Source organism: Bradyrhizobium sp. SRL28 (assembly GCF_018596315.1).
Taxonomy (GTDB): Bacteria; Pseudomonadota; Alphaproteobacteria; order Rhizobiales; family Xanthobacteraceae; genus Bradyrhizobium.
This window is the reverse complement of the sequence record NZ_JAHEAG010000018.1, coordinates 102,642-121,556: the sequence shown is the minus strand read 5'-3', so window position 1 is coordinate 121,556 and position 18,915 is coordinate 102,642. Positions and strand designations below refer to the sequence as shown.

Here is an 18,915-nt window from a genome sequence, read left to right as displayed (position 1 = left end):
GGCTTCTTCCCTGAGATCAGGTGATCCGCCGGTTCAGAGATCGACGCGTTCGCTCGCAACCGCCTTGCGTTCCGCCATGTTGAACCGGCCGCCATAGATCGGCCGCTCGCCGGTCGTCGGACCAGGATATTGGACGATGAATATCTCCCCGCCCGTTTCGGTGCGGAATTCGCCCTCGAAGTGCGGGTCGGGATGGAAAAGCACCGTTCCCGGACCATGCAGCGTTCCGTCGATTGAAAACTCGCCTTTCAGGATATGCCAGACCTGCGCGAAGCCATGATAGTGCTCGGGGTGATAGGCGCCGGGCTCAAGCCGCAGAATTCCCGCGTTCGGTTCGGTCGGACGTTCCGGCCGCGGATGAAAAAGCATTTTGCCTGTCTCGCCCGGCCACCGGATTGTCTCCCAATCGACTTCCTCGAAATGGCGCGCCTCGTAAGGCTTGTGGTCCTTTCGCGACGCTTCGCGCGCGGTCGTCAATTCCGCATTTGCGGCCGCCGTATCGGGAATCTCCTTGCTGCTGACAGCACTCATTTTGCTCTCCCTTTTGCCGTGCTCTCTCGTTCGCTTTTCCTGCCCGCAATATTGCTCCACCACTCAACCGCGATGGCCGACTGATTTTCGATTGATGTCACCATGAGCAGGCGCGCACTGCCGGACCCGCGCGCCCATGCCATATGCGGTACGTCTGAGCGCAAATGAATCGAATCCCCGCGCTCCAGCACGATGGTTTCGTCGCCCACCTGAAATTCGACGCTGCCTTCGAGGACAAAGCACATTTCTTCGCCGGGATGCGCGACCAGCGTCGGCTTGCGCGGTTTTGCCGACAGTTCGAGCAGAAAAGTTTCCAGCCGTTGCTCGCCGATGCCCGAAGCGAGCTTGCGCCAGGCATAATCTGCGTCGGCGCCCTTCGATGGAACGGCATCGATTGACCGCACCACGCGATACGCGCGCGTTCGGTCCTCTCCTTCGATGTCGGCAAACAATTCGGCCGGCGGCAGTTGAAGGACGCCGGCAATTTCCAGGAGATTACCGATCGAACACGCGATGAGTCCGCGCTCGATCCGCGAGAGAAATGTCAGGGACAGGCCGACCATTCCGGCAAGTTCATCGAGCGTCAAACCGCGCGCCGAACGGGCCCTGCGAATGACGGCTCCAATTGCGGCAAGGCGCGCCGCCTCGCGGGCGCGCCGATCAGCTTCTGCCGAAACCACCCTGCTCTCCTTTTGCTTATAAAGCAAATCGTATTGCTATATAGGCAAATGTCAAGCGCGCTCGCGTCGCCTGCGTGAGCGAACTAGCGACGTTCGAGAAATTTTAGCACACGGCCGTCGATCAACAGCAGCGCGCTGCCGATCACCAGAGCGCCCGCGATTTCGCGCGACGAAATCTGCTCACCGAGCACGAGCGAACCGAGCAGGATGGCCGTGACCGGCACGAGCAGCGTCACCAGCATGACGTTGGTGGCGCCGGAGCGCCGCAGGATCTGAAAGAACACGATATAGGCCAGCGCCGTCGACAAGCCGGCAAGACCGAGCACCGCGAACCATGTCACCGCATCAGGCATTGGCAGTTGCCACGGCCGCTCGAAAATGCCGGCGACGACAGCCATCATCAGGCTCGATGCCATTAATTGAAACGTGGCGGTGGCAAGCGGCGGCGAATCCGATAGCGCGCGCCGGGCTATCAACGCGGAGATGCCGTAGCTCAGCGCCGCCGCGAGACACAGCAGAACGCCGAGCCCCTGCCCGCTGGCAAAGTCGAGCCCGCCGCCGCGAAGGATCACGACGCCGACAAGGCCGACGATCACACCGGCCACACGCCTGATGACGAGCTTCTCCTCGCCCGCCGCCGCCATCACCGCCACCGTGAACAGCGGCGTGGTGGCGTTGAGGATCGAAGCCAACCCGCTCGGGATGTACACCTGTCCGGTGACGATCAGCGAGAACGGCAGCACATTGTTGAACAAGGCGATGAGGAAGAACGGCCTCCAGCCCATCCACCCCTTCGGAAACGGCAGTCGCTGCACGCAAAGCACCGGCAGCAGAATCATGGCGGCCAGCAGCACGCGCAACAGCACGAGCGTGAACGGCGGCAGCTCACGCAGCACCACACCATTGAAGAAGAACGATCCGCCCCACAGCACCGACAATGCAGCTAGCAACGCCCAGTCGCGCGCATCGATCCGGCCGTCGCTGACTGTCATTTCACAGGAACCTGATGAAATCGCGCAACCAGCTAGACCGGACGTACGCCGTCGTCCACCCGATTTCCGAAGGCTATTTCGGACGCGACACGATCTCGATCATCCTGCCTTCGTCGTCGTCGGGCGCGCTTGCCTTCGCCTTCTCATAGGCGGCAAGCGCGGCGCGACTGACGGGCACGCCGGGCAGCAGCGTTTCGGCCAGCGCCACGGCATAGGCCGCGTCCTTGTAGCGAAGCGCCGCCGTGAACGACGCGCCGGAAAAATCGCGCGTCACCATGCGCTTTGAATGCCGGATCACCTGTGGACTTGCCACCGCGCCGGTCGCCAACGCCTCCGCCACGAGGTTCATGTCGAGCCCGGCCTGCTCGGCCATCGCAACGCCTTCGGCCAAACTCGCTATCTGCACTGCGCCCATGAGGTTGTTGATCAGCTTGAAGACGGTGCCGGTGCCGACCGCGCCGAAATGTCTGACCACATCGCCGATCGGCGCCAGATAGGGTCTTGCGCGATCGAGATCGGCCGCATCAGCGCCGACCAGCAAAGTCAGCTTTCCGGCAGCCGCCGCTTGCGGCAGGCCGGTGACGGGACAATCGATATAGATCAGGCGGCGGCCGCGCAGTTCGCGTGCCATATCGAGCGCGTGCTGATGCGAGACAGTCGAGCATTCGATCGCGAGGCTGCCCGCTTTCATCGTTACAGCCGCGCCGTCCTTGCCGAGCCAGACGGCACGCGATGCCACATCGTCCGCGACCATGGTCACGACGGCATCAGCGCCATCGGCAGCCTCCGCCGGAGACGCGGCCCACCGCGCGCCGCGCGCGATCAGGTCTTCCGCCTTGGCCTTGCTGCGATTCCACACCGCAACGTGAAAACCTGCATCGAGATAGCGGGCGGCCATGCCGTGGCCCATCCGCCCGAGCCCGATGAAGGCCACTTTGGTCATGGATTAATCCACGTCCTCGACCGCGCCGGGCGTGGTGCCAAAGGCGCGCTGCGCCAGCGTCGCCGCCATAAACTCGTCGAGGTCTCCGTCGAGCACGCCCGAGGTATCCGAGGTCTGCACGCCGGTGCGCAGGTCTTTCACCATCTGGTAGGGCTGCAGCACGTAGGAGCGGATCTGGTGGCCCCAGCCGATATCGGTCTTGGCGGCCTGATCGGCGGCGGCCTGTTCCTCGCGCCGCTTCAACTCGATTTCGTAGAGCCGCGCGCGCAGCATGTCCCAGGCTTGGGCGCGGTTCTTGTGCTGCGAGCGGCCGGCCTGACAGACCACCGCGACACCGGTCGGAATATGGGTAAGGCGCACCGCGGATTCGGTCTTGTTGACGTGCTGCCCGCCGGCGCCGCCCGAGCGCATGGTGTCGGTGCGCACGTCGGACTCGGCGATATCGATCTTGATGCTGTTATCGACCACCGGAAAAATCGCCACCGACGAGAACGACGTGTGTCGCCGCGCGTTGGAATCGAACGGCGAGATCCGCACCAGGCGGTGCACGCCCGCTTCCGTCTTCAGCCAGCCATAGGCATTGTGCCCGCTGATCTGGATGGTCGCAGATTTGATGCCGGCTTCTTCGCCGGGAGTCTCTTCGAGATACTCGATCTTGAAACCGTGCTCCTCGGCCCAGCGCGTATACATGCGCAGCAGCATAGCGGCCCAGTCCTGGCTCTCGGTGCCGCCGGCGCCGGCATGCACTTCGAGATAGGAATCGAACCGGTCGGCCTCGCCGGACAGCAGCGCTTCCAGCTCGCGGCGAGCGACTTCCTTCTTCAGGGCCTTCAGCGCGTTCTCGGCCTCGACCACCACGCCTTCATCGTTCTCGGCCTCGCCAAGCGCGATCATCTCGACATTGTCGTCGAGCTCACGCTCGACCTTGCCGATGCCCTCGAGCGCATCCACCAGCGAGGTGCGCTCCTGCATCAGCTTCTGGGCCTTCTGGGGATCGTTCCAGAGATTGGGATCTTCGGCGAGTTTGTTCAGCTCGGCGAGGCGAGCCGTGGATTTCTCGACGTCAAAGATGCCTCCTCAGCAGCCCGACTGACTGCTTGATCTCTTCTACGAGGCGTTCGACTTCGGCGCGCATGGTCTCTTCTGTCTGCGGTCGGAACCGCTACTGGATTATGTCCGACGGATGTAGCGGCGGACGCCGCAAAGCGCAATCGGCTAATAAAGCCGGCCGGTTCCGGGACGCATGATATTGCCGGCGTCGGGCGGGATTTCCTGCGGCACCCGTCCGTCCCCTTCGGCAACGCCAACGACGGAGTAATTATCCGGCGGCACGGTGCCCGGCTTGAACGCTTCCAGGATCGTGCGGCCGCCCTCGCCGCCGGGGTTGGGGCGCGTGCCGCTCTTGGCATCGATGCGAACCAGCCTGATGCCGGCGGGAATCTTGAACGGGGTCGCCGGCTTGTTGGCGAGCGCGAGCTTCAGGAAATCCTTGGCGATCGGGGCGGCGATGCGGCCGCCCTGCGCGGCCCTGCCCAGCGTGCGCGGCTTGTCGTAGCCGAGATAGAGACCGACGACGAGATCGGGCGAAAAGCCGACGAACCAGACGTCTTTCGCGTCGCTGGTGGTGCCGGTCTTGCCGGCGATCGGCTTGCCGAGTTCGCGCAGGATCGCCGCGGTGCCACCCTGCACTACGCTTTCGAGCATCGACGTAGTCTGGTAGGCGGTCAACGTATCGAGCACCTGCTCCCGGCGATCGACGAGCTGGGGCTCGGGCTGATTCTTCCAGCCCTCCGGCGCATCGCACCCGCGGCACTCGCGCTGATCATGCTTGAAGATCGTGCGTCCGTAGCGATCCTGAATGCGGTCGATCAGCGTCGGCTTCACCCGCCGGCCGCCATTGGCGAACATCGAATAGGCCGTCACCATCCGCATGACCGTGGTTTCGCCGGCGCCCAGCGAATAGGAAAGATAGTTCGGCAGGTCCTCGTACACACCGAAGCGTTTGGCGTATTCGCCGATCAGGGGCATGCCGACATCCTGCGCCAGCCGCACCGTGACGGTGTTGAGCGAGTGCTTCAAAGCCTCGCGCAGCGTGATGGGACCCTTGTAGCTGCCCACCGAAAAATTGTCCGGCCGCCAGACGCCTTGCCCCTGTCCCTGGTCGATCTCGATCGGGCCGTCGATCATGATCGTCGCCGGCGTGTAGCCATTGTCGATCGCCGCCGCATAGACCAGCGGCTTGAACGTCGAGCCGGGCTGCCGATAGGCCTGGGTCGCGCGGTTGAACTGGCTCTGGTCGAACGAGAAGCCGCCGACCATCGCCACCACGCGGCCGGTCAACGGGTCCATCGCGACCATCGCGCCGGACACTTCCGGTATCTGGCGCAGCCGATACTGGCCCTCGATCTGCCTGCCTTCCTTGTCGAACAGCGGATCGGCGTAGATCACGTCACCCGGCGACAGGATCTGCGAGACCGAGGCCGTCGCCGGTTTGCCGCGCGCCGCGGCGGCGACCGGCTTCGCCCATCGGACACCATCCAGCGTGATAAGACCGGTTTGCCGATCCTTTGAGACCGCGCCGCCCAGTTCGCGGCCGGGCTGAAAACCGATCCGTGCCGACTGGTCGGATGTTTCCAGCACCACCGCCATCCGCCAGGGCGAGATGTCGCTCAGCGATTTGATCTCGGCGAGCTTCACGCCCCAGTCGCCGGAAATGTCCAGCTTGCTCATGGCGCCGCGCCAGCCTTGTGCCTCGTCGAAATTCACGAGGCCGGCGGCCACAGCCTTGCGCGCCATCACCTGCAGCTTCGGATCGAGGGTGGTACGGACCGACAATCCGCCTTCGTACAGCTTCTTTTCGCCGTAGCGCTCGAAGATGTCGCGCCGGACTTCCTCGGCAAAATACTCGCCGGCAAAAGTATGCGCGGCGTTGGACCGGCTGGTCACGGCCAACGGTTCCTTGCGGGCCTTGTCCGCGTCGGCCTGCTTGACCCAGCCGTTTTCCACCAGACGATCGATCACGTAGTTGCGCCGCTCGGTCGACCGCTCGCGGTTGCGTACCGGATGCAACGTTCCCGGTGCTTTCGGCAGCGCTGCCAGATACGCGGCTTCCGCAATCGTGAGTTCGTTTACGGATTTGTCGAAATAGACCAGCGACGCCGCGGCGATGCCGTAGGCGCCGAGACCAAGATAGATTTCATTGAGATAGAGCTCGAGGATGCGGTCCTTGGAATAGGCGCGCTCGATGCGCATCGCCAGCAGGGCTTCCTTGATCTTGCGGGTGAAGGAAACCTCGTTGGTCAGAAGGAAGTTCTTCGCGACCTGCTGGGTGATCGTCGAGGCGCCCTGCGGACGCTTGTTGGAGCCAAAGTTCTGCGCATACGCCACGGCCGCGCGCGCCATGCCGGTGAAGTCAATGCCACCGTGCTCGTAGAAGTTCTTGTCCTCGGCCGCGAGGAACGCGTTGGTGACGAGTTTTGGCATTGCCTGGATCGGCAGATAGAGGCGCCGCTCCTTGGAATACTCGCCGAGCAGCGCACCGTCAGACGCATGCACGCGCGTCATCACCGGCGGCTCGTAATCCTGAAGCTGCGAATAGTCGGGCAAGTCCCTGGAGAAATGCCAGATCGCGCCCGCGACGCCGGCCACACCCACCAGAAACACCACCGTTCCGGCGGTAAACAGGAAACCCAAAAACCGGACCAGAAAGCGCATTACCGAAGTTCCATTCCAACCCTTGCACCGGAACAGCCGGCGCTTGTACTCGTGTCCATCGGACATTTCCTCTCCCGCAACACGGATCGCTCAGATCCGTCGGGTCTTTCCTATAGCGCTATGTCCGAAGATACTTCTTGGGGTTGTGAACACTCCGTGCGGATCAGTAAAGCCCGCCGGTTCCCGGGCGCATGATATTGCCGGCGTCGGGCTGCTGGTACCCTTGCTGGTATCCTTGCTGATATCCCTGCTGGTACCCTTGCGGCATCCGGCCGTCCGCATCGGCCACGCCGATGACCGAGTAGTTATCCGGCGGTGCGGTGCCCGGCTTGAAGGCTTCCAGCAGGCCGCCACTGCCCGGACCGGCGCGCATGCCGCTCTTGGGGTCGACGCGGACGAGCTTGATGCCGGCGGGCACCTTGAAGGGAACCGCGGGCTTGTCGGCGAGCGCGAGCTTCAGGAAGTCCTTGGCGATCGGTGCGGCCAGATGACCGCCGGTCATGCCGCGGCCAAGATTGCGCGGCTTGTCGAAGCCGACATAGATGCCGACCACGAGGTCCGGCGAGAAGCCGATGAACCAGGCGTCCTTTTCATCGTTGGTGGTGCCGGTCTTGCCGGCGATCGGCTTGCCGACTTCCTTAACGACGGTGGCGGTGCCGGCCTGCACCACATATTCCATCATCGAAGTGATCTGGTAGGCCGTCATCGGATCGAGCACCTGCTCGCGGCGGTCCACGAGCTGCGGCTCGGGCTGATTCTTCCAGCCGCCGGGCGCGTCGCAACCGCGGCACTCGCGGGCGTCATGCTTGAAGATGGTGTGGCCGTAGCGATCCTGAATACGATCGATCAGCGTCGGCTTCACGCGGCGGCCGCCATTGGCGAACATCGAATAGGCCGTCACCATCCGCATGACCGTGGTCTCACCAGCGCCGAGTGCATACGACAGATAGTTCGGCAGTTCGTCGTAGACGCCGAAACGCTTGGAATACTCGCCGATCAAGGGCATGCCGATGTCCTGCGCCAGCCGCACCGTCACCGTATTCAGCGAATTCTTCAGCGCGTTGCGCAGCGTGACCGGTCCCTGGTATTTTCCGGACGAATAGTTTTCCGGGCGCCAGACACCGACGCCCTGTCCCTGATCGATTTCAATGGGCGCGTCGACAACGACCGTCGACGGGGTGTAGCCGTTGTCCATTGCCGCCGAATACACCAGCGGCTTGAACGACGAACCCGGCTGCCGATAGGCCTGCGTAGCGCGGTTGAACTGGCTCTGGTCGAACGAGAAGCCGCCGACCATCGCCAGCACGCGGCCGGTCCACGGATCCATGGCAACCATCGCGCCGGAAACTTCCGGCAACTGGCGCAGCCGATACTGACCTTCGACTTGCTTGCCCTCTTTGTCGAACAGCGGATCAGCATAAATCACGTCGCCGGCAGACACGACTTGCGCCACCGAGGTCGGTGTCTTGCCCCTCGAAGGACCCGAGGCCGCCTTGGCCCAACGCACGCCGTCGAGCGTGATGATGCCGGTCTGCCTGACCTTGCTGACGGCGCCGCCGAGTTCGCGGCCGGGCTGGAAGCCGATCCGCGCCGACTGGTCGCTAGTCTCGAGTACCACGGCCATCCGCCACGGCGAGATGTCGCTGAGCGCCTTGACGTCGACGAGCTTGACGCCCCAGTCGCCGGAAATGTCGAGCTTCGACGGTGCGCCGCGCCAACCGCTCGCCTCGTCATATTTGACCAGACCGGCGACCATGGCCTTGCGCGCCATCACCTGCATCTTCGGGTCGAGCGTGGCGCGGACCGACAGTCCGCCTTCATAGAGCTTCTTTTCGCCGTAGCGCTCGAAAATGTCGCGCCGGACTTCCTCGGCAAAATATTCGCCGGCGAAGATATGCGCGCCGTTGCCGCGGCTGGTGACGTTGAGCTGTTCCTTGCGGGCCTTCTCGGCGTCGGCCTGCTTGACCCAGCCGTTTTCCACCAGGCGATCCACGACGTAATTGCGCCGCTCGACCGCGCGGTCGCGGTTACGAACCGGGTGGAGCGCCGCAGGCGCCTTGGGCAACGCCGCCAGATAGGAGGCTTCCGCAATCGTGAGTTCGTTCACCGACTTGTCGAAATAGACCAGCGATGCCGCAGCGATGCCGTAGGCGCCGAGGCCGAGATAGATTTCGTTGAGATAGAGTTCGAGGATGCGGTCCTTCGAATAGGCGCGCTCGATGCGCATCGCCAGCAAGGCTTCCTTGATCTTGCGGGTGAAGGAAACCTCGTTGGTCAAAAGGAAGTTCTTCGCGACCTGCTGGGTGATCGTGGAAGCGCCCTGCGGCCGGCGGTTGGAGCCAAAGTTCTGCGCATACACCACGGCCGCGCGCGCCATGCCGGTGAAGTCGATGCCGCCGTGCTCGTAGAAGTTCTTGTCCTCGGCCGCGAGGAAGGCGTTGATGACGAGCTTCGGCACCGCCTGGATCGGCAGATAGAGGCGGCGCTCCTTGGAATACTCGCCGAGCAGCGCGCCGTCAGACGCATGCACGCGCGTCATCACTGGCGGCTCGTAATCCTGGAGCTGTGAGTAGTCGGGCAAGTCCTTGGAGAAATGCCAGATCGCGCCCGCGACGCCGGCCACGCCGACCAGGAACACGACGGTCCCGGCCGCGAACAGGAAACCCAAAAACCGGACCAGCAAGCGCATTATCGAAGTTTCCGTTCCAACCCTGTGCGCCAAATCTGCGGCGTCTAGCCTACCACGGCAATCCTGCCGAACGAGTTGCCGCCACGCGGTCGAACAATAAAAGGTCCGGCGGACAAATTGACCGATTCCGAAGACCAGCAGTCGATTTTCTATACCGCTGCCGCTGTGGCCAAACTAGGGCTTGGTCCACTGGAGGGCACGCTTTTCACCCTGCTCTTACGCCACCGGCACCGGACTTTTCACTTGCCCGGCCCGACAGTTGCCTGCCGTTTGGCTAAAAACGCATCAATTGCCTGCGCCATCGCCCCGACCGTCCGGTTCCGCCAGTTCTCCGACACCAGATGTTCGAGGTCGGCCTTGTTGGAGACATAGCCGAGTTCGACCAGGACCGAGGGCACGTCGGGGGCCTTCAGCACCCGGAAACCGGCCGATTTCAACGGGTGCTTGTGCATCCGCACCGTGGTCTTCATTTCGCCCATCAGCACCCGCGCGAACCGGTTCGAGAAGGTCTTGGTCTCCCGCTGCACCAGATCGATCAGGATGTCGGCGACTTCGGTCGGTTCGTCGGCGAGACTGACCCCGCCGATCGCGTCCGACTTGTTTTCCGCGTCCGCCAGCCGTTCGGCCTCACTATCGGTGGCCTTGTCCGACAGCGTGTAGATGGTAGCGCCCTGGGCGTCGCCCTCGCCGCGCCGCAAGGCGTCGGCGTGGATCGAGATGAACAACGCGGCCGACTCATTGCGCGCGACCTTCACGCGGTCGCCGAGCGCAACGAAGGTGTCGTCCGTCCGGGTCATGACGATGCGATACTTACCCGACTTCTCGAGCCGGTCGCGCAGCGCCAGCCCGAAACTGAGCACCAGGTTCTTTTCCATGATGTCGTTGCCGCCGGCCTCGGTGCCGTTATCGGCGCCGCCATGGCCGGGATCGATCACGACGACCGGCCTCGGGTCCGGCGGCCCGGGTGCAGGCTTCGGCGCGGCTGTCGCATCTGGTTTGGCAACGGCGGCGTTGGCCTCAGCGATCGCCGGCCGCAGTTCGGGGCGGTTTTCGGGGGGCAGCGACTGGACAAAGGCGGTGCGGTCCACCTCTTCGAATTCGAGCACCAGCCGCGGCGGCTGGCCGTTGGCCGCCTCCAGCACATAGGATTTGGCGATCTTGGCCGGTCCGTTCAGATCGAACACGATCCGCGATCCGCCCGGCATGACGAGACCGTAGCGGAACGCCTTGACCAATCCCCGTCCCGCAACACCGACTCCGGCCGGAAGCTGAAAACTGACTTGGGGAAGATCGACGATCACGCGATAGGGGTCCGCCAGGGCAAAGGCCCGAAACTGGATCGCCTTGTCGAGATCGAGGATGAAACGGGTCTGTTTGGCATCGCCGGCCAGGCGAGCGTCAGACGCGATCGGGAGATTCGATGCCGCCCCCGGGCTCGGAATGGCGGCCGGTCCCTGATAAAGCGGTGTTTGATAGACGGGTGGTGCTTGATAAGCCGGCGCCTGGGCCGCGCTGGGGCCGACCATCTGGGCGCACAGCAATGCTGCGGCGCACAATCGGCCACATCCCAGCAAAACAAGGTGATTTGCACGGCTCGCCAACGATTCGGTGCCTCCGGAGGGGCCCTCCCTTACCGCAATAGGACCACAGGGTTAATCGGACCTTAAGGGCTAATCTGTGAAAAGGAGCAAGTGTTGCCGCGGTGCGACGCTCGGTAGCGGGTTCCCTTGCGCTTCCCTTGCACGCAGCCCCCAATCCACGTATGTACGAGGGGCTGACGGCTAATACTCCCGGTTGTGTCGCGTTCAGCCTCCCGGTGCAGCGCTGGAGCCTTCCAAGTCGGAGGAACCTGCGTCTTTCCCGATCCCTCCACAGCCAGCGCTGCGCGCGGCTGACACGGAGTGGCGGTTTCGAGCCCGAGCGGCGTCCGGTCCCAGGTACCTTTTCCAGGGACGGTTTGAGACACGGCAAAACTGATTATCCGGACCCAAAACGGTCCGATATGCGATGGCCGGCGGGCGTTTAGGCGCCGAACCGGGCCTTCAGCGATAGATACGGCGGTATCCTTTCCGCCAACATGTTTAGACGGGCCGACGCTTGATGCGCCAGACTGTGTTGCCGACCAGGATCCACGGAACGATCGCGTCGACGCGAAGCGAAAGCTTCGCACGTCGCCTCGCTCAGGTGGCTCCCCGTTCGGCGCGGCGCCAAGAAGTGCGTTTTGGCCTTCCCCTCACCCCCGAATCAGGTGGACCGTCGCGTCACCGGGCCGCGCAATTTGCGCGCGCCATGCACCGCGCCCGCCGCCGTCAAGAGTTCCAAAATGCCCAACAAGATGTTGATCGACGCCACCCACCCGGAAGAGACCCGGGTCGTTGTGGTCCGTGGCAACCGCGTCGAAGAATTTGATTTCGAGACCGCCCAACGCAAGCAACTGCGCGGCAATATCTATCTAGCCAAGGTCACGCGCGTAGAGCCGTCGCTGCAGGCGGCGTTCATCGAGTATGGCGGCAACCGCCACGGCTTCCTGGCGTTCAGCGAAATCCACCCGGATTACTATCAGATCCCGGTCGCCGACCGTCAGGCGCTGATCGAGGCCGACGAGCGCGCCCATCGCGAGGCCGAGGAAGAGAGCGAGAACCGCTCCTCTAACCGCCACCGTGGCCGCTCGCGCCACCGCAATGCGCGCCGCCGCGGCCATGGCGACCGTGTCCAGAGCGACGTCGTCGAGAACGCCGCCCAGGATCCGGCGCAGGCGACCCAGCCCTATGAAGGCGAGGCGCACCAGCACGAAGGCGCGTATGCCGGCGAAGTGCATCCGCACGACGCTGAGCACCATGAGAGTGATGCCGGGCATCATGAGGATACCGCCCATCACGACCATGATGCGCATGGTCACGAGGCGCATGGTCACGATCATTCTCACGATCACCACGACCCCGATCGTCCCCACGATCACGATCGTCCCCACGATCACGATGCCCCAGGTCCTGACCAACGGACAGATGCCGCAGGCGAAGCACCGGTTGCGGAATTGGAATCCGGCACGCCCGCCGTGGCGCCGGTCGAGGCGGCCGCCCCCGAGGCAACGACTGAACATGCTCATACTGAACACGCTCATGATGAACATCATGACGAGGAACAGGCGCGCGAAAACGCGGCCCATGCCGACGACGCGCCGCATATCGAGCACGCCGGTGAAGGGTATGCCGTTGCTTCTACCGACGAACTCGCCCCAACTTCCGAACGCGACGACGGCCATGATGATGAAGACGACGGCGAGGATGCCGAAGAGGAAATCGTCGAATCCGTCGGTGGCGACGACGTGCTGGAGGAAGTTCCGGAACGCCCGTTCCGCCCACGCCGCCAGTACAAGATTCAGGAAGTCATCAAGCGCCGCCAGGTGATGCTGGTTCAGGTCGTCAAGGAAGAGCGCGGCAACAAGGGCGCGGCGCTGACGACCTATCTGTCACTGGCCGGACGCTATGCGGTGCTGATGCCCAATACCGCCCGCGGCGGCGGCATCAGCCGCAAGATCACCTCGGCCCAGGACCGCTCGCGGCTGAAGGAAGTGGTGCAGGACCTCGACGTGCCCGAGGGCATGGGGATCATCCTGCGCACCGCCGGCGCCTCGCGGACCAAACCCGAGATCAAGCGCGACTTCGAATATCTGATCCGCATGTGGGAAACCGTGCGCGACATGACGCTGAAGTCGCAGGCCCCTACCCTCGTCTACGAGGAAGGCTCGCTGATCAAGCGGTCGCTGCGCGATCTCTACAACAAGGAAATCGACGAAATCCAGGTCGCCGGCGAAGCCGGCTACCAGGAAGCGCGCGACTTCATGAAGATGCTGATGCCCTCGAACGTGCGGGCGGTGCGGCAGTATCGCGACGGCCAGCCGCTGTTTTCGCGGATGGGCGTCGAGAGCCAACTGGATGCGATGTTCTCGCCGACCGTGCAGCTGCGTTCCGGCGGCTACATCGTCATCAACCAGACCGAGGCGCTGGTCTCGATCGACGTCAACTCCGGCCGCTCGACCCGCGAACATCACATCGAGGACACCGCGCTCAAGACCAATCTCGAGGCGGCCGAGGAAGTCGCGCGGCAATTGCGCCTGCGCGATCTCGCAGGCCTCATCGTCATCGACTTCATCGACATGGACGAGAAGCGCAACAACCGCGCGGTCGAGCGAAAACTCTCCGACTGCCTGCGGCAGGATCGCGCGCGTATCCAGGTCGGCCGCATCTCGCATTTCGGCCTTCTGGAGATGTCGCGCCAGCGCATCCGCGCCAGCGTGCTGGAGAGTTCGACCGAGCCCTGCGCGCAATGCGGCGGCAGCGGTCACGTCCGTTCGGTCTCGTCGGTGGCGCTGCAATTGCTGCGCGGCATCGAGGAAATACTGATGAAGGGCGCGACCCACAATCTCGTGGTGCGCACCCGCACCGACGTCGCGCTCTATGTGCTCAACCACAAGCGCGGCCATCTGCGCGATCTCGAAAACGCCTTCAAGGTGTCGCTCGCCGTCAGCGCCGATTCAACCGTCGCCGGTCAGCAGTCGTTCATCATCGATCGTGGCGAACAGGTGCACACGCTGGAAGCCGCCAAGGCGTTGCTGGCGGCGCAGGCTGCCGCCTTCCCGCCGCAGATCGAGGAAGCCTATGACGACGACGAGGCGTTCGACCTCGAAACCGAATCCGAGGTCGAAACCGAGGAGACCGAGGGACTGACCGACGATGCCGCCGAAGCGGCGGCGGGCGAAGGCGAAGGAGACGGGCACCGCCGCAAGCGGCGCCGACGTCGACGCGGCCGTGGCGAGCCGCGTGACGGCGCCGCCCCGCGCGAGGACGGTGACGTGATGCGCGTCGCGGGCGAGGCCGTCGAAGGCGCGACCAGCGAGGACGGCGACGCTGACGAGGACGAAGGCGACGAACAGCCCGGCATGGCCCGTGGCGATCAGGCTGCCGGTGGTGAGCGGCGCCCGCGCCGTCGCGGCCGTCGCGGCGGACGCCGCCGGCGTGGTACCGAGCTGGAAGACGGCCTTGCCGGATCGATCGCCGACGAACTCGGGCCGACGCCGGCTCCCGAAGTGACCAGCGCGGTTGCCGATTTCGACGGCGGCGCGTCCGAGCCCGCGCCATCGCTGGTGCAGGCCGACATTCCGCCCGAACCAGTCTCGCAGCCGGCGGAGATGCAGCCGGCGGCCTATGCCCAGCCTGAGCCGGTCGAGAGCGCACCCGCGCCATCAGCTGAAGAAACCAGGCAGGAGGCCGCGCGGCGGCGGTCGACCGTACGCGAGAAAGTCAGCTTCATGACCAGCGCTCCGGCCGAACCGGCGCCTTCCGTCAGCCACAGCGCGCCGGAGCCGGTCGAGTCTCCCGCGCCTGCTCCGACCGAGCCGGAGCCGGCTCCGACCGGCGAAGCCGCCCCCCGCAAGGCGGGCTGGTGGTCGCGGCGCTTCGGCAGCGCCGAGTAAGGATCGAACCAAAAAGAAAACCGCCCGGCCAAAACCGGGCGGTTTTTTTTGCATCGACAGGCGAAACGATGCCGCTATCGGAAAAATAATTTTCCACCGGCGCAAAATGATGGAACGAAGTGGACGCGCGCTAGCGAAGCCAACGCGCGATGCGCGTCACCGCTTCACGCATCTCATCGGCCGAGCGCGCGTAGGAAAAGCGAATGAAACTGCGGCCGTGAATCGGATCGAAGTCGACGCCCGGCGTCGCTGCCACATGCGCGTTCTCCAGCATCCGGCCGGCAAACTCGAAACTGTCGGAGGTAAAATCGGAAACATCGGCGTACAGGTAGAAGGCGCCATCCGCCGGCAGGAATTTGGTCAGGCCGGCCTTCGGCAGTCCCTCGATCAGGATCTGACGATTCTCCTGATAGCCGCGCTTGATCGCCTCCATCTCCTCGCGGCCTTCGAATGCCGCTTCGGCCGCAATCTGCGACAGCGTCGGCACCGAGATCGAGAGGTTCTGCTGCAGCCGCTCGATCGGCCGCACCAATGGCTCCGGCACCACCATCCAGCCGACCCGCCAGCCGGTCATGCAGAAATACTTCGAAAACGAATTGATCACGAGCGCATGCGGCGAAAGCTCCGCCGCCGTCACCGCCGGAAACGCATAGTCGAGGCCATGATAGATCTCGTCAGAAATGAAGCGGATGCCCGCGCCTTCCGCCGCACTGATCAGGCCGGTAAGCGCCTCGCGCGACATCATCGTCCCCGTCGGATTGGCGGGGCTGCCGACCAGCACGCCCTTCAGCGGCGTCTTGCGATGCGCGGCCAGCAAGGCCTCACCCGTCAACGCATGACGCGTCGCGCTCGACGTCTCGATCAGCACCGGCTCGCAGCCGAGCGCCGTCAGGATATGCCGGTACGGCGGATAGCCCGGCACCGTGACCGCCACCCGGTCGCCCGGCTCGAACATCGACAGAAACGCCAGAATGAAACCGCCGGACGAGCCGGTGGTGATCACGATGCGCTCGGGATCAACCACGCAGCCGTAAGTATCGCGGTAGTGTTTTGCAATCCGCGTGCGCAGCGTGGGAATGCCGAGCGCGGACGTGTAATCGATCCGCGCCGCATCGAGTGCTGTATGCGCGGCCGCGATCGCGACCTTGGGCGCCGGCGCCGCCGGCTGCCCCACCTCCATGTGAATGACATGGCCGCCGGCCGCTTCGATGCGGGCCGCGGCCGCCATCACGTCCATCACCATGAAGGGCGGGACGTCGCTTCGTGCCGAGGGCGTCAGCAGCGCCGTCGCGCGGTCTTCAAGTGTCGATTTCAGCATCGATATCTGCTATTTGCACGGGCGCGCGCCGAATTCAGGTTCCCGAACCGGTTACCGCCCCAGACTGGCCGTATTCGGTGGCTTGTTATAGCTTTTTCCAGCGAAGTGATACCGGGTTCACGTGGTGATACCCGGGTTCACGCAGTGATACCCCGGCTCGGGTGAAGAAACGCGTTGAAACAACAGACTGGGACCCGTTTCTGATCTAATCGGAGACCGAACCGGCTTCCGGCCAAATCCGGAATGAAAGCCAATCGCCAAAGACCGCTCATGCTCCGCATCGCCATACGCAAGAAATCACTGAAGTTGACTGCGCTGGCCACAGCCGTCGCGCTTGTCGCTGCGCCGATGGCCGCGACGGCGCAGGAGAACAGGGGCCCGCCTGTGCTCCGCGACGCCGAGACGGAACAATTGCTGCGCGAATATACAAGGCCGATCTTGCGCGCCGCCGGTCTGGAAAAGCAGAACATCCAGATGGTCATCATCAACCAGGGCGTCTTCAACGCCTTCGTTGCCGACGGCCGCCGCATCTTCGTGAACTACGGCGCGATCATGCAGTCGGAGACACCGAACCAGATCATCGGCGTCATGGCGCACGAAACCGGCCATCTTGCCGGCGGCCATCTCGCCAAGATGCGCGAGCAGATGGCGCAGGCCCAGACGCAGATGATCATTGCCATGCTGCTTGGCGCCGGCGCGATGGTGGCGGGCGCACAGGGGGGCGGCGGCAACAGCGGCCTGGCGAACGCCGGCGCGGCAATGTTCTCGGCTCCCGGAGAAATCATCCGACGCAACCTGCTCTCCTACGTGCGCCAGCAGGAGGAAAACGCCGACAAGGCCGGCGTGAAATTTCTGAACACCACCGGCCAGTCCGCCAAGGGCATGTACGAAACTTTCAAGCGCTTCACCGAGGAGAGCCTGTTCGCCGCGCGCGGCTCGGACCCTTACGTTCAGTCGCATCCGATGCCGGCTCAGCGCGTCGCCGCGCTGGAAGAACTGGCCAGGTCGAGCCCTTATTGGGACAAGAAGGACGACCCTGCCCTGCAGCTGCGTCACGACATGGTGCGCGCCAAGATCTCGGCGTTCATGGAGCGGCAGGAGACCGTGTACCGACGCTATCCGATGTCCAACAACAGCCTGCCCGCGCGCTATGCGCACGCGATCGCGACCTATCGGCACGGCGATCTGCGCAGCGCACTTGCCCAGATCGACGCCTTGCTTCAGCAGCAGCCCAACAATCCCTATTTTTATGAAGTGCGCGGGCAAGCGCTGCTGGAGGGCGGCAAGCCGCAGGAGGCGATCGCACCGCTGCGCAAGGCCGTGCAGCTCTCCAACAACTCGCCGCTGATCGAGATGATGCTGGGGCAGGCCTTGGTGGCAACCGGCAACAACGCCTACACCGACGAGGCCATCTCGATCCTGCGCGCGGCGACGGCGCGCGAGCCCGAGGCGCTGATCGGCTACACCCAGCTCGCCATGGCCTATGGAAGAAAGGGCGACTACGCGCAGGCCGATTTGGCGTCGGCCCAGGCCGCCTACCTTCGCGGTGACAGCAAGACGGCGCGCGATCTCGCATCGCGCGCGAAAACGCGCTTCGCGATCGGGACGCCGGGATGGGTCAAGGCTGACGACATTGTGAGCGCCAAGCCGCTGCCGGGCCAGAAGAGCAACTAGAAATGTACTGGGTTCCGCTATAATCGGACCTGACCACCACGGACCATTATCCCAGAAGCCGGCCTTCAGCAGAATTGACCGGGAACCCGCCGCATAAGGATTTACCGATGCCCTCGTTCCGTCTTCTCATTCCCGCATTGTTCGCTTTGGCGCTCTGCGGCGCGCCGCTGCCCGCCTCCGCGCAGAGCTTCACCGACACCCAGCGCGGCGACATCGAGACCATCATCCGCAATTACCTGATTGCACATCCCGAAGTGCTCGAAGAGGCAATGACCGAACTCAGCAAGCGTCAGGCCACGGCGGAAGCCGCCAAGCATGAAGCCGGCGTCGCCAAGCATGCGGACACGATCTTCAACTCGCCGCGCAACGTCACGGTCGGCAACAAGGACGGCGACGTCACCTTCGTCGAATTCTTCGATTACAATTGCGGCTACTGCAAGCGCGCGATGCTGGACATGATGGAGCTGATGAAGAGCGACCCGAAGTTGAAGGTCGTGCTCAAGGAATTTCCGGTGCTGAGCGCGGGCTCGGTCGAAGCCGCCCAGGTCGGCGTCGCGGTGCGCATGCAGGATCCGACCGGCAAGAAATATCTCGACTTCCACCAGAAGCTGCTCACCGGCCGCGGCGCCGCCGACAAGGCGCGCGCAATGGCCGTTGCCAAGGAAGTCGGCCTCGACATGGCGAAGCTGGAGAAGGATCTCTCGAGCGCCGAAGTGCGCAACACGCTCGAGGAGAATTTCAAGCTCGCCGAAGCGATGGGCATGAACGGCACGCCGAGCTACGTGATCGGCAAACAGGTTGTGATCGGCGCGGTCGGCGTCGAGAACCTGCGCGAAAAGATAAGCAACGCCCGTTGCGGCAAGGCGACGTGCTGAGGCGAACTGCAGCATTGCGATGAAAA

Annotated in this window: 12 protein-coding genes and 1 pseudogene; 3 read left to right on the top strand and 10 right to left on the bottom strand. The window is 63.9% G+C overall.

Annotated features, from left to right (window positions below):
* Positions 1-33 precede the first annotated feature (33 nt).
* The 9 genes and pseudogenes from KIP88_RS28385 to KIP88_RS28350 form a co-directional block, all read right to left on the bottom strand.
* Positions 34-531 carry a cupin domain-containing protein gene (locus tag KIP88_RS28385; protein WP_214491399.1) on the bottom strand — a complete coding sequence of 166 codons (498 nt, stop codon included), beginning with the start codon at positions 529-531 and terminating at the stop codon, positions 34-36.
* Positions 528-983, bottom strand: coding sequence for a cupin domain-containing protein (locus tag KIP88_RS28380; RefSeq protein ID WP_249791068.1), 456 nt, complete (start codon positions 981-983; stop codon positions 528-530). The genes KIP88_RS28385 and KIP88_RS28380 overlap by 4 nt, the downstream gene beginning before the upstream one ends.
* Positions 984-1,211, bottom strand: a pseudogene (locus KIP88_RS48550) (helix-turn-helix domain-containing protein); the annotation flags it as partial.
* A gap of 83 nt (positions 1,212-1,294) precedes the next feature.
* Positions 1,295-2,203, bottom strand: coding sequence for a DMT family transporter (locus KIP88_RS28375; protein ID WP_214491397.1), 909 nt, complete (start codon positions 2,201-2,203; stop codon positions 1,295-1,297).
* Positions 2,204-2,276: 73 nt separating this feature from the next.
* A complete protein-coding gene (locus KIP88_RS28370; protein ID WP_214491396.1) occupies positions 2,277-3,146 on the bottom strand; it encodes an NAD(P)-dependent oxidoreductase in 870 nt (289 codons plus the stop codon).
* 3 nt (positions 3,147-3,149) lie between these two features.
* A protein-coding gene (gene prfB / locus KIP88_RS28365) for a peptide chain release factor 2 (RefSeq protein WP_214491395.1) occupies positions 3,150-4,281 on the bottom strand; the annotation gives its coding sequence in 2 pieces (ribosomal slippage) (positions 3,150-4,211 and positions 4,213-4,281; 1,131 coding nt in all).
* Positions 4,282-4,361: 80 nt separating this feature from the next.
* Positions 4,362-6,860 (bottom strand): penicillin-binding protein 1A, encoded by a 2,499-nt coding sequence (locus KIP88_RS28360; protein WP_214491436.1) that lies wholly within the window; start codon positions 6,858-6,860, stop codon positions 4,362-4,364.
* A 163-nt stretch (positions 6,861-7,023) separates the two neighbouring features.
* Entirely contained in the window at positions 7,024-9,549 is a 2,526-nt protein-coding gene (locus tag KIP88_RS28355) for a penicillin-binding protein 1A (protein ID WP_214491394.1), read from the bottom strand.
* 239 nt (positions 9,550-9,788) lie between these two features.
* Positions 9,789-11,150: an N-acetylmuramoyl-L-alanine amidase gene (locus KIP88_RS28350; protein WP_214491393.1), complete on the bottom strand. Its 1,362-nt coding sequence runs from the start codon at positions 11,148-11,150 to the stop codon at positions 9,789-9,791.
* Between the two features lie 722 nt (positions 11,151-11,872).
* Here KIP88_RS28350 and KIP88_RS28345 point away from each other — a divergent pair.
* The gene (locus tag KIP88_RS28345; RefSeq protein ID WP_214491392.1) at positions 11,873-15,022 is read left to right on the top strand and encodes a ribonuclease E/G; all 3,150 of its coding nucleotides are present in this window, start codon (positions 11,873-11,875) and stop codon (positions 15,020-15,022) included.
* Positions 15,023-15,152: 130 nt separating this feature from the next.
* Here the strand turns inward: KIP88_RS28345 and KIP88_RS28340 are convergent, their stop codons facing one another.
* Positions 15,153-16,340 carry a pyridoxal phosphate-dependent aminotransferase gene (locus tag KIP88_RS28340; RefSeq protein ID WP_214491391.1) on the bottom strand — a complete coding sequence of 396 codons (1,188 nt, stop codon included), beginning with the start codon at positions 16,338-16,340 and terminating at the stop codon, positions 15,153-15,155.
* Between the two features lie 270 nt (positions 16,341-16,610).
* On the opposite strand from KIP88_RS28340, the gene KIP88_RS28335 reads away from it, so the two are divergent.
* Complete coding sequence (locus tag KIP88_RS28335; protein ID WP_249791067.1) at positions 16,611-18,014, top strand: M48 family metalloprotease; 1,404 nt, start codon at positions 16,611-16,613, stop codon at positions 18,012-18,014.
* A gap of 107 nt (positions 18,015-18,121) precedes the next feature.
* Positions 18,122-18,889, top strand: a complete 768-nt coding sequence (locus KIP88_RS28330) for a DsbA family protein (RefSeq protein ID WP_214491389.1) — start codon at positions 18,122-18,124, stop codon at positions 18,887-18,889.
* Positions 18,890-18,915: the final 26 nt, after the last annotated feature.